This is a genomic window from Cytobacillus sp. Hm23, from assembly GCF_051842895.1.
In the GTDB taxonomy this organism is placed as follows: Bacteria; Bacillota; Bacilli; order Bacillales; family SM2101; genus Nanhaiella.
On sequence record NZ_JBPXRQ010000023.1, the window covers coordinates 15406 to 27997 of the forward strand.

The 12592-nt window shown below is 35.9% G+C and carries 10 protein-coding genes; 4 read left to right on the forward strand and 6 right to left on the reverse strand.

The features are described 5' to 3' along the window. Positions 1–29: 29 nt before the first annotated feature. Positions 30–155 (reverse strand): hypothetical protein, encoded by a 126-nt coding sequence (locus tag ACSVDA_RS14850; RefSeq protein WP_485884216.1) that lies wholly within the window; start codon positions 153–155, stop codon positions 30–32. 276 nt (positions 156–431) lie between these two features. Here ACSVDA_RS14850 and ACSVDA_RS14855 point away from each other — a divergent pair, with 276 nt between their 5' ends. Together ACSVDA_RS14855 and ACSVDA_RS14860 are read left to right on the forward strand one after the other, a co-directional pair. After that, positions 432–857 (forward strand): MarR family winged helix-turn-helix transcriptional regulator, encoded by a 426-nt coding sequence (locus ACSVDA_RS14855; RefSeq protein ID WP_485884217.1) that lies wholly within the window; start codon positions 432–434, stop codon positions 855–857. Between the two features lie 134 nt (positions 858–991). Then, entirely contained in the window at positions 992–1369 is a 378-nt protein-coding gene (locus ACSVDA_RS14860) for a rhodanese-like domain-containing protein (protein ID WP_485884218.1), read from the forward strand. Positions 1370–1427: 58 nt separating this feature from the next. Here the strand turns inward: ACSVDA_RS14860 and ACSVDA_RS14865 are convergent, their stop codons facing one another. The 4 genes from ACSVDA_RS14865 to ACSVDA_RS14880 form a co-directional block, all read right to left on the reverse strand. Further along, positions 1428–2906, reverse strand: coding sequence for a HAMP domain-containing sensor histidine kinase (locus tag ACSVDA_RS14865; protein WP_485884219.1), 1479 nt, complete (start codon positions 2904–2906; stop codon positions 1428–1430). Continuing rightward, positions 2899–3579, reverse strand: a complete 681-nt coding sequence (locus ACSVDA_RS14870; RefSeq protein ID WP_485884220.1) for a response regulator transcription factor — start codon at positions 3577–3579, stop codon at positions 2899–2901. The genes ACSVDA_RS14865 and ACSVDA_RS14870 overlap by 8 nt, the downstream gene beginning before the upstream one ends. 501 nt (positions 3580–4080) lie before the next feature. After that, on the reverse strand, positions 4081–4971 hold the full coding sequence (locus ACSVDA_RS14875; protein WP_485884221.1) for a GNAT family N-acetyltransferase: 891 nt from the start codon (positions 4969–4971) through the stop codon (positions 4081–4083). Between the two features lie 142 nt (positions 4972–5113). Further along, positions 5114–6019, reverse strand: a complete 906-nt coding sequence (locus tag ACSVDA_RS14880) for a DMT family transporter (RefSeq protein ID WP_485884222.1) — start codon at positions 6017–6019, stop codon at positions 5114–5116. Positions 6020–6146: 127 nt separating this feature from the next. On the opposite strand from ACSVDA_RS14880, the gene ACSVDA_RS14885 reads away from it, so the two are divergent. Together ACSVDA_RS14885 and ACSVDA_RS14890 are read left to right on the forward strand one after the other, a co-directional pair. Then, positions 6147–7880 carry an ABC transporter substrate-binding protein gene (locus ACSVDA_RS14885; protein WP_485884223.1) on the forward strand — a complete coding sequence of 578 codons (1734 nt, stop codon included), beginning with the start codon at positions 6147–6149 and terminating at the stop codon, positions 7878–7880. Between the two features lie 723 nt (positions 7881–8603). After that, positions 8604–9011: a hotdog fold thioesterase gene (locus tag ACSVDA_RS14890; RefSeq protein ID WP_320207497.1), complete on the forward strand. Its 408-nt coding sequence runs from the start codon at positions 8604–8606 to the stop codon at positions 9009–9011. A 102-nt stretch (positions 9012–9113) separates the two neighbouring features. On the opposite strand, the gene ACSVDA_RS14895 is transcribed toward ACSVDA_RS14890, so the two are convergent. Further along, positions 9114–11171 carry a M4 family metallopeptidase gene (locus tag ACSVDA_RS14895; RefSeq protein WP_485884224.1) on the reverse strand — a complete coding sequence of 686 codons (2058 nt, stop codon included), beginning with the start codon at positions 11169–11171 and terminating at the stop codon, positions 9114–9116. Between the last annotated feature and the right edge of the window lie 1421 nt (positions 11172–12592).

Genomic DNA, 12592 nt, shown 5'->3' on the forward strand with positions numbered 1-12592 from the left:
CTTCACACAATTCTTCTATATTCAACTGTTCAAAAAGGCCGTTCTTGCATTAGTTGTTGCTTTTCGTTCTCAGATAAAAGCACGTATACATCTAGTGTTCGAAGCATCTTTTCTACGACATCTTGCTCTTCAGTTGCTGTCCCTTTTTTGAACACTCATTATAATGTATTCGGTGATTATTCCACTTATTATTTAAAATCCAATATTTTTTATATATGTTGACTTAGCAAATAATCAGTGTATACTGATTATATAAGTTCATAAATTATTTTATGGAGAATAGCTTAAGGGAATTTGATAACGGTGGAGCTTCTCAGTCTGAATACGTGGATACACAAACCTCTACAAGACGTTACCTATTTGCTGTTACGTTCAGTGAACCTTGAGGTTATAATTTTCCAACAACTGTGTAGAAAGGAGGCTTAAGTATCATGCTTATTGAAGATAGTTACGGCTTTTTATTTGCAAAAATTGCTCAATCAATGGAAACATCTCTCACAATATTTTTAGATCAGCATTCATTAAATGCTCGTCAATACGGCATTCTCATCACATTATCAGAAGGGAATGGCATGTCGCAAAAAGAGCTTGGTGAGAAGCTATTAATTGACCGAACAACGATTGTTAGCTTAGTTGATTCATTAGAGAAACTACAATTTGTTGCGCGAAAAAAAGATGAAAAAGATCGCAGATTTAACAAGCTAGTTCTTACTGAAAATGGACAACACATGCTTAAATTAGGTGAACATCACTTAAGAAAAACAGAAGATGACATTTTACAGCCACTAACTCCAGAAGAAAAACTACAACTCAAAGACATCTTAGTGAAAATCTTTTTAATGCAAAGAGAGGACTAACATATTTTTGTTGTTTTATTAAATGAGTGCAATCCAAACCAAGAGGTGTCAAAAAAAGACATCGCATAAGAAGCGTCAGTCTGTGTGCTTTCATTGAAACATTGAGGTTTAAAAATTTTGGAGGTGTCTAATTAATGAAACAAGAATTAACATTTTTTCAAAACCGTGTTGAAGCAACGTTTAGCCCAATGGATTATGTTCAAGTTATAAAACAAGCTCCCCATGATTACATATTAGTTGATGTACGAAATGGTCCCCAAGAAGTAAGAAATGAAAAAATTCAAGGTGCAGTGCAAATACCTTTCGCAGCATTATCATCCCGTATGAATGAATTACCTAAAGATAAGACGATTGTTGTCTACTGTTGGGACACTTGGTGTAATACTGCTGCAAAAGCAGCTATCCTCCTACTAAATAACAGCTACAAAGTGAAAGAATTAGCTGGAGGGATTGCAGCTTGGAAAACGATGAACTTCCCACTTGATGCAGATAATTTAAGCTGTGGATGCTAGTTTTATGTCCTATTTCCCCCCCACTTTACAAATTATTGTGGGGTTTTTCAAATACTAATTAAAGAATACCCTCCTCCCTCTTGGTCGTTGTTTTTCGAGGAAGCAATAAGGTAAAGGTACTTCCGTCGTTTGAGCTTTCTTTTAAGAACAAGTCTCCTTGTTGAGCATTGGCAAGAAGTTTACTTATTGATAAGCCAAGACCTAAGCCTCTCACCGTATTTTTTTGCGCTTTGCCTTTATAGAAGCGCTCGAAAATTAATGGCTGTTCTTCCAAAGGAATACCACAACCACGGTCAATGATATCAATCGCAATAAAATCTTTATTTGGCTCGAATATTTTCACCTCAATCTCTTTTGAGAATGCATGCTTACTATTATTTAGTAAGTTTATGATAATTTGCTGAATACGATATGGATCTCCGTATGCGAAAAGTGGTTTTTCAGATGATGCAACTTTGACTTGAATGAGGTGATGTTCATCATTCGTCATTTTCCATTGATCAGTCATTTCCAGTATGCACTTATTTATATTAAGTCTTTCACACTTCACTTTTATTTCGCCAAGGGCAAAAGAATTAAAATCAAGTAAATCCTCCACCATAAGCTGTAGCCTGCGTGCTTCATTTAAAGTAATATCCAAAAATTCTTGTTTTTCATCACCACATACAATTTGATCATTCACAGCCTGCACTAAACCACTAATTGATGCAATGGGTGTTTTCAGTTCATGTGTCACACTTGCAAGCAGCTCTGTTCTCATTACCTCTAATTGTTTAAGGCGGGTAGTCATTTCTTTAAATGATTCAATTAAGTCATAAAGTTCTTCGCCTTGTGTATCAGTAGCTAGTTTAACGTTATAGTTCCCATTTTGAATTTGTTTGGCAGCTTTAGAGACTTGTAGAATAGGGGATATAATTTTGTTTGATAACAAATAGATAATGATCAAACCTAATATCGCTAAACTTCCTAGTAGAATAGCTAGTAAACGATATTCTTCATCCATTTGTCTTCCCATTGTGGAAAATTCTTCTTCTGGTACAATAATGGCTACTGCTCCTATGGAACGATCTTCATATTCAATAGGCGACGAAATAACATATGACAACCCTAACAAATCGAATTCAACTTTCTCAACTTCATTCATTTCAAGCAAATTTAATTGACGCTCTTCAGAAGAAATAATTGATAATCCACGCGGAAAAGTCGGGTAAACGACTTGCCCATCTTCATCTTGTATAATGATCATTGATCTAATATCCAAACGATTTAACCTTTTAGGATCTTGAATGATTTCTTCTATTACGCGGTTAAACAACGGAGAGCTACCTTGTATTCTTTCAATATATCCATCTTCAGTTACTAAACGGTCTGCAACATCTGCAACGAGGTATTGTGCTAATTCTATCTTATTCCTAATTGCTTCGTCCTTAATCCAAACAACCGAAGCAATACCGATCACTGTTAGCCCAATAATCAAAGTAACTAAATACCTACTTACTAAATAGTTCAGTAAGGGAATGCGCTTATTTTTATTCATAAACACTTAACTGATACCCCATTCCCCGTAACGTTTTAATTTCTCCTACAGATGAATCCCACTCTTTTAGTGATTTTCTTAAGCGCTTAATTGCTAAATCTACCGCTCGGTCACTTCCATCATAATCAATACCCCACACTTGCTCTATCAGGTGCTCTCTAGTAAATGTTTGATTTGTATGCTCGGCTAAAAATATGAGTAATGCTAGATCCCTAGGTGTTACGTGAACCTCAGTTCCATTTAATAAAATTTGATGTGAGCTTGTATCGATCGCTAAGTTCCCGAAGTGCTTCACCGTGCGGTCTTCAATAGACTTTGATCTTCTTAAAACAGCATGCACTCGAGCAACTACTTCTTCTGCAACAAATGGTTTTGAAATGTAATCATCTGCACCGTTGTTTAGCCCTTTTAAACGTTGATTAATATCTCCTAATGCTGTAATCATAATCACAGGGCATGAACTCGTCTTCCTAATCCTCTGTAAGACATGCCAGCCATCTACATCAGGAAGCATAATGTCTAATAGCACAAGTGAAGGCTTATGCACCTCAAATACTTCAAGCGCCTCCTTACCCTTCTTCGTATGTTCTACTTGAAAGCCTTCCTTACTCAAATACGCACGAAGAACTCTTGCAATCGGCACCTCATCTTCAACTAACAAAACCGTATTCATGTTTCACCGCCTTTTCGGTCAGTCGCGCTACACTTTAACGCATTACAACAACGGGGGACCGTCCCCCATCGCGGTAATGTAGAAATGTGTTACAGGTGTTCGTGCACTATATTTGTTCAATTTTTGTAGTTCCCTGGCGTAATACAAAATCTTATTTGTTACTCTTTTCGTACTAAGATATATACACCTAAAACTATAGCTCGTGGCACTGTTTCTTTTTTTCAACGAAGGTTTTGAGCAATTCACAACAAAATTGATGCATAGAGCCCTAGTCAACTACACATACGTTAAGCCGTACATCATTAATTTTGAGAACAGTATTCCAATCCGATACTTTTCATGTTATATACATCTATACTATTTGATAATTATGGAAGAAATGTTGTGGAATTATGTGATGTTATGTGATAATAGCAAAAGCTTATAAGTCCCACTTATAAGCTTTTGCTTTTTTGCGTATTCATTTTTTCTCGTACTAAGACATAAGCAACTTACCTCTACTTATTCTTTAAGCATGATTTTCTTCATATATACTTGTTCTATACTTTTCTCAAAACGAGCCTCTTTAAGTAATGAGACCACTGTTTCATTCGTAGCTACTAAATTGACTGTAATTCGCTTTAGTTTTTGATCGAACGGTGCAAATAATTGCGATAATAAACTTGCTGTAATTTGGTGCTGATCACGTCTACGAGGTGCTACTTCACATTGGTACAGCGCTGTAGTGACATGAACGCCTTCTTCATTAAAAATACGCTTAAATAACGCATAACCTATACTTTCACCAGTTTGATCATCAATCGCAATAAAAGCTTCTCCATCTCTTACGCTCTTAAATTGCGTTTGCCAGCAATACATACTTTTATAAAATGAAAGGTTTTGAACTTCTGGAGGAACAGTTTTAATAAAGTTGTATGTAGCTAGGTGGTTTTTAAAGGGATTCGAGTCAAATGAATCTTCATGGGCGATAAATAGCAAGCTATCTTCGATCACATACCCTAGCTTTTTATACAAAGAAATCGCTTTTTCATTTTCTTTAATCGCTTCTAATGTCGCGATTTCAACACCTTCTTCTTCATAAATTGCTAAAGATGCATCCATCATTTTCTTCCCTACACCTGTACCTCTATATTGAGGCGCAACACCAGTTCCACCGTTCCATGACACCTTTTTGCCATCTATCATTCTTATACCATTTAAGACAATGCCGACAGGTTCCTTATCATCAAAAGCAATAATTGAATAGTTGGCAGACAAACCTTCCTGAGCAAGACGGTTCAAAAAGGAATCAATGGTCATCTGTGCATCAGTAAAATAGCCTGTAAATCCCTCATTCCAAGCAGTTACGGCATCCTGCAAAGAGCATTCTGTTAAACGTTTAATCGTTATCATAATAGACACTCCTTTATTATATTTTTCATCAATGTTGTTTTGCCAACAAATGTTTCGGTACCTCTTGACCCAAAAAGCTTTATCTAGATGTATGATGCATTTGAAAAAAATCACAACAAAATATATTAACCTTTAACTGTCATTATGATGATGCAGCATGAATCTTATTTTCCTCTTCACTTCTGCTAATCATATTCCGTTTTTGGTTGACAAAGATTACTCCTGTAATGACAAGTATACCTCCTCCAATAGATAATAGAGTTGGTATTTCTCGTAACCAGACCCACCCGATGAGGGTAGCTCCTACTGGTACAAAGTACAAAAATGTTGCAGCAACAGATACAGACAATTTTGATAAAACATAAGCCCATGTTAAGTAGGCAATTGCTGCTGGGAATATCCCTAGGTAAATAACGGTGACAGTGCTACTCATTGAAGCTACAAGGATTTCATCTAATAAGCCAGGCCCAAACCATAATAGTGTGAATGTCCCACTCCAAATAGCATAAGCGGTACATTCGAGTGGAGTATATTTTTTAGTAAGTGTTTTTTGTAAAGTGAACATCGCTGCTTGTGTAGTCGCTGCAAACAACAGTATAAAAACACTGACCCCAATGGTGAAGTTTGTTTCTGGACGATAGGCAATAAGAATAATTCCACACAGACTTATAATAAATCCGATCCATTGTCGCATAAAGAATTTCTCACGAAGAAAATACATAGAAAATAGTGCTGAAAAGATTGGGACTGTGTTGACAATAAAACTAGCTATGCCCGCTTCAATCCTTTGCTCTCCATAGTTTAATGCAAAGTTGTATAACGCAATACCAATGAACCCTGAGAGGAAAATACGGAGCATATCACTTTTCTCTGGAATGCGTATTTTTTTAAATAAAGCAACAACGAGAAAGATTAATGAAGCAACTAAGAATCTTAATAAGGCTAAGTTTTGTGGAGAATAATCGTCCAAACTTGCACGAATACCAACAAAGGCAGATGCCCAAAAGAAAACTGTAACTACAATGGATAATATCGTTTTTAATTCCATCGCTTCCCCTTCTTATTATAAAATAGAAATAACAATTGCTTACAAATTATTATGCTTTATCCAAAAGCTGATAAAAAGGGTATAATCTAACTAATACCGACCCCTTTTTAATAGATAGGAGAAAACGATGAAGGATTTGGCATACTTTCAAATGCGAGCATATTTATATCCTAGAGAAATAAAACAATCAGTGTCGTTTAAGCTTAAGGAGCTTGAACAAGTCTGGTATTGCAATCAAAAAAATGTAAAGATAAAAATTAGGAAATTCGAAGAGAATGGAAGATGTACTTATCATCCTGGAAGAGGCAGGGGAAACCCTTCGCGCATCAACTTTACAAACCCCTTGCAACAGGAAATTGAGCAGGCGGTATTAACTTGTATTGAACATGACCAAATCGAACGTATCTTTCAATTGTTACAATTACCGATTCCAAATTCATGGATCGCTAATGTATCAAAAGAAGTCAAAAAACTATTGGGTTTGCAATCGGCGAATCAATCGAAGGAAGTGCTAAGATTAGCAGTTGAAAAAAGAATTGTCACTCTAGACCCACAATCCTCTGCCATCGATTTTGAAAATTACCTAATCCAACAGTTAGGGAGTACTCTCGTTACCTATGATCAACAAGCTGATACTATTAACCCACACATTGCACACCGCTGGAAGGTTGAAAATGATTACCGAACATGGACATTTTTTTTAAGGAAAGGGGTTCAATTTCATCATCAACGCAATTTGCATAGTGGTGATGTGAAATATACGATTGAACGACTAAAAGACCGAACATCTTCTCTTAATTGGATCGTTTCGGATATCCAAATGATCGAATGTGTTTCGCCTTTCATCGTTCGCATACAATTGGCTCAATCAAATCCACTTTTCATTCGTTATATGAGCACAATTCCCTTTTCAATTCTTCCAGAGGATGAACCGTTTGATGAAAACAAGTGGATCGGGACGGGTCCATTTCAACTCAAAAAACGTACTGATACGATGATCGTGTTAGAGGCGTTTGATCAGTATTTTCTTGCAAGACCATTAATTGATGAAATTGAATTTTATCTTCTGCCGAGCGAATCAAATCTTACGATGACGATTCAAGTTAAAGGAGAAGAGAAGGAAGAATCAACGATCCGCAAAGAGGATATGATAACAGGCTTTCGATTTCTTGCATTTAATCTTAAGCGTTCTTCAATTGTCCTACAACATTCCTTTCGGTTAGCACTATTTCACTTATTAGATATGAAGCAAATGTGGAAGGATTTAGGAAGAGAGAATTTAATAGAAGCATCCAGCTATTTTCCATGGAAATCACACCCTGACACTAAAGATAAGAAACTCGTAAAATCACTATTAAAGAAATCGGGTTATCAAGGTGAAACAATAACACTATATACGAGAGACACACGTGATGAAAAAGAACAGGCCGAATGGTTTATGAAGGCTGCCGGAACTGAAGGTATTCATCTTAAGTGTATACACTTTCATATGGATGACTTCTATTCAGCAACCATTGATCAAGAAGCCGATTTACTTTTTGCAGGCGAGGTGACATCAGATGATTATCACCTATCTTTTTTAGATTCGATTTACAACAAATCAAATGTCTTCCAAAGGTTTATTGATCGCAAAAACTTACACTACATTGAAAATTATCTTGAACATGTTAAGTATGAACCAAATTACAAAAAGCGGGAAGCATGGATAGATAAAGTAGAACAATATTTAAGAAACGAGCATCTTATTGTATATCGGTATCACCCAGTCATTCACCGCAAGTTCCACCATTTAATTCAAGATACTCGCTTCGAAGCTTTTGGGTATGATGACTTTCGAAAATCATGGATAGAAAAAGAATAATGGCTACCTAATTTTCGAAAGTGCTTATTTTTAAATGGCTCTATTCATATACTTGCTGTTATACAGCATTACAACAGCAAAGCGTGATGTTATGTGCTTGCTTTCATACCCAAAATCCTTATTGAATGAGAAAGCTAAGTAGCCCGTTGTTTCCCCTTTTTCAAGGCTGTTTTTGCATTGATTGTTTTTTTTCGTATTAAGAAGTAAACACGTACACAGCTAGAGTTCCTAGTATCTATTCTTCTATACAAATGTCTAACAAAATAAAACCACCTTTTATAGTACTAATTTGATAATAATAGCAACAATATTTACGCAAAGAGCCTTTTTCAAATCACCTATACTTCAAGCTTAAACTAGATTTGGGAACAACATAGCTGCATGAGAACCTTCTACGTATTTGCTCTTTTTTTGTGTTTAATGTTTTTGGAAATAAACGTTCTAGTTAAAGGAACGCTGAAAGTCTGTTCCAAATAATAGCGCCCTTGCTTCATATATTATTGTGAGTGAAGGAATGACAGTTAAATCAACTGACCTGTCAAACCTATTTCAAAATAAAGAAACATTTCATCAGACCATTCATTTATTTTTCTATCGCTTGATGAAAATATAGTGTTGGACAAGACCGAATGAAAGTATTCTTAACGAAAGATTCTGTTAAGGAATTGGAAAATTATAATAAGTTGTGTGACAATAAAAGAAAGAGGATAAGGGGGAGAATTCATGAGCAAAGGATTAAATTTTGAAAATTCATTAGTCAATCATCTCGGTATTGAGATTGTAGAAGTAAATGAAGAGCGCACTGTCGCTACAATGCCTGTGGATGAACGAACGTGTCAGCCTTTTGGAATTTTACATGGCGGTGCTTCTGTAGCACTAGCAGAAACCGTCGCGAGTTTCGGAGCTTTCAATCTCATTGATCAGGAAAAAGAAGGCTGTGTCGGTCTCGAGATTAATGCAAACCATATACGAGCTAAAAGAGGTGGTGTTGTGACCGCCATCGGTACACCGTTACACCGAGGAAAAAAAACACATGTATGGGAAATTAAAATTGTGGATGAACAGGACAAATTAATTTGTATTTCTAGATGTACGATGGCCATCGTCGAACTAGATAAAGTAAGCTTCTAATAGTATCATAATAAAAAAAGCCCCCTCTATGAGAATATGAGGGGGGGTGGGCTTAGACATGTATGTTCTATATAGCTTACCAACCAATGGCGTTATATCATTTTATGGATAAGTTATGCTTAGTGTATATGGACTTGTACTAAATACACCTTCGTAACCGATGATTGCTACGTATAATTTTTCACCAGCAGCTGCCGTATAAGTAAGTGATTCTGCAAGCGTGTTTGCATTTTGTGATACAGCTATCGTTTCTCCGCGGCGATTTAATAAATATAGGTCATAATCATCTGGTACACTTGTTAAATCTACAGTCACCTGACCTCTCGTTCCAGCAGTGAATGTATATACATCTAAATCATCAGCAGATGAGATATAAGAAGTATATATTTCTCCACTTTCGACAGCGTGTGCAGTGCTTAAAGTATTATTTGGCTCGAAATTGTCAGTAACAGATGTAGTCGTTGTATCATCAATTCCTACAGCTGCAAAACCACTTTCTATTGCTTGATATTCAGCCCCACCTGCTCCGTATAAATCTTCGGCTGATTGCAATAAAGCATTACGTGCATCAATAAATTGAGCTTGTGATGTTAAATGTGTCGTTAAAGCACGGTAATAAATATCGCCTGCTTTTTCAAGACCAATAGCAGATGCAATATTATATAATGCTTTATTCGGAATTCCACTATTTGTGTGTACTCCTCCAAAATCCCAATCAAGCGCATTTTCATCATTTTTCACGAGGAAATCATCCATATGATCTGGTTGTCCATATAAAGTCGGGTTCGCAACACTTCTTAATGCATCACCAGCTATAGCAGGTGTATACACATCCTCACCTAACAACCAGTCAGCTGCTCCGTCTTGCTCTGCTTCTACGAGAACACCGAACACGTCAGAAAAGGATTCATTAAGTGCCCCAGATTCATATTCATATACTAGATTAGCTGATGTGTCCGTAACCGCATGTGTAAGTTCGTGTGCAACAACGTCTAATGAGCCGGATAATGATGTAAATAGTGATCCATCACCGTCACCGTACGCCATTTGTGTTCCAGTCCAAGCAGCATTGTTATAGTTCGTGCCAACGTGTACACTAGAAATAATATTGCCACCTTGATTATCATAGCTGTCACGATTATGGTTATTTAAGAAATAATCATATACAACTCCAGCGTATACGTGAGCATCAACACCTGCACGTTGAGTAGCTGAATCAAAAACGTTATCATCATCCGTTACATATACACCAGGTTGCGGGTTAACTCTTAACAACGGGCTAAAAGTATTTTCGGCATCATATGTTGCGATAACACCATTCATAGACTTCGAAGTATCGTATAAATAATACGTCCCGTCTTGTTCAAACGTGTTCACTATTTTTTCATCCCCAAGCACGCCTGTTCCAGTCCCTACTTCAGCAGCACTTTCAATTCTATTAAAGGATCGTAGCACATCTCCTTTTTTTGCATCAACATAGAACATTTCGCGACCAATATATGGCGCATGGAATTGTAATTCAACAATGTAAACAGGCATCCACTTATTCTCATGCTTATAAAGGTAAAGGTCAGAAGCTGGATCTTTCGTATACGTATCTGCTTCCGGTGTGAAAGTTAACTTACTTTCAGCGACCTGAATTGCATCCTCTGCAGATAGCTTCACAGAATTATGCCAATTCTTCTGTTCAAGCTTTGGTTCTACTTGACCGATCATTGACGTGATGATGCCATCACCGTCAACTTGAATGAACACCTCTGATCCATATACTGGAATACCATCAACAGTAAGCTGAGTACGATACTGTGTCATACCGAGATCATCAGTTTCTGTTTGCTTAATCGTAAAATCTCCAGCATCTAAATCAAATACTTGTCTATTCTCATCTAGGAATGCTAACACATCCACATTTTGTTCTGATAGTTTACCAGAAATATAGCGCGGAATACCTTTCTTCTCATCCCAAGAAACTCGGAATTTACCGTTTGATTTTTCTTTCATTTGCTCCAGCTTCTCTAGCTGTTTTATTTTTTTATCAATTTTTTTTGTCGATTTTTCTGTAAGTGATTTTGCATCAACAGTGCCTGTAGTTGGAACTAAGAAAGCACCTAGTGCTAATGAAGCAGCTAGAACGGTTGAAACAACTTTTCTCTTTTTCATAGATTTCTCCCTCTCAGTATAAATTTTGCTCTGTATGCGCGTGCATTGACGTATCGCTAATCACAAGAGTATTTATGTGATTACTAGGATATAAAACGCTACCTATTTATACTTCAATGTTAAGCAAATAATCCATGTACGCTCTTAACCCCTATCACAATACTACTCAAGTAAAAGGCTTAAACTGAATTAGTTAAAAATCATTATTTAGTTCTAGTTAACTAGCAATTTTTCTTAAACCTATTACGGAACGTTTTACGTGGAAATAAACATTCACATAAAAGATATTGTTCAAAATAGGCCCCGGGACATATATATTATCACAATAATATACATGACAAAAAATCTGATAATTTGTCATGATTCGTCAAAATACGCATATTTTATAAAGATCTCTTTATTTATCTTATTATTTTGACGACTTATATAAATATATTAATAGTTATATTTATAAAGTAATATAGTATTTTTACTCATTCAATGTGTTGATTACGTCACAATGCTTTCAACCTGATTTCTACTTACCTAGTAGATGATAATGGCTACTACTCTTCAAATTGTATATAACCACCTTCTAGCTGTTCCCATATGTTAAAAATACCTATGTAAGCTGTTTTTAATAAATTGTTATTATTCACTAGGAATTTCTTACACTTGTCAATAATGTTGATGACTTCATTAAAAGATGTTTATCATACAGCCACTTCCTGCGGTTCTATTCGTTAAACAATCGCTACATAGTTTACAAAAAGCTGTTTTCCGCAATGATTGACGCTTCTCTTCTAAGAGATAAGCACGTATACCTCTAACGTTCATAGCATCTTTTCTACTTTTATAATTATTGAGCTCTCTTAAAACTAATCATACTGTCTATTTTTAGTAACAATAGCAACAAAGTTTACGATAGGCTGTTTTCGCATTAATTGTTGCTTTTCGTAATAAGAGCTAAACACGAACACAACTAGAGTTCGTGGCATCTTTTCTTCAGTACAACGATGATTAACTATATAAAAATCGCTTTTTTGGTATTAATTTGATAACAATAGCAACAATGTTTACGAAAAGAGCCTTACGATAAGAGCCTTACAAAAAGATCATATTGATACCAATCGCATAAACCAAAAAGAGCTTTGGCGTATTATATCGCCTGCACAAGCAGAGAATCATATAAATAGATGTTCTTTAAAAGAAGCCCTTTACGTAAAAAAAGAGGCTGGGACAAAACCCAACTCTGATATGAAAAAGCCGGTGAAATTTTACGACGAGTAAAATTTCACCGGCTTTGTTTATTTTTGAATTAAAATAAGGACCACTTCTGATAAAATAAAGTTACCACACCAAATTTCATCCGAAAGAAGGGTCCTTATGTTTAAAAATTATATCATGAATCAACTAGTATTGCCTTTAGATTTAGAAGTAAA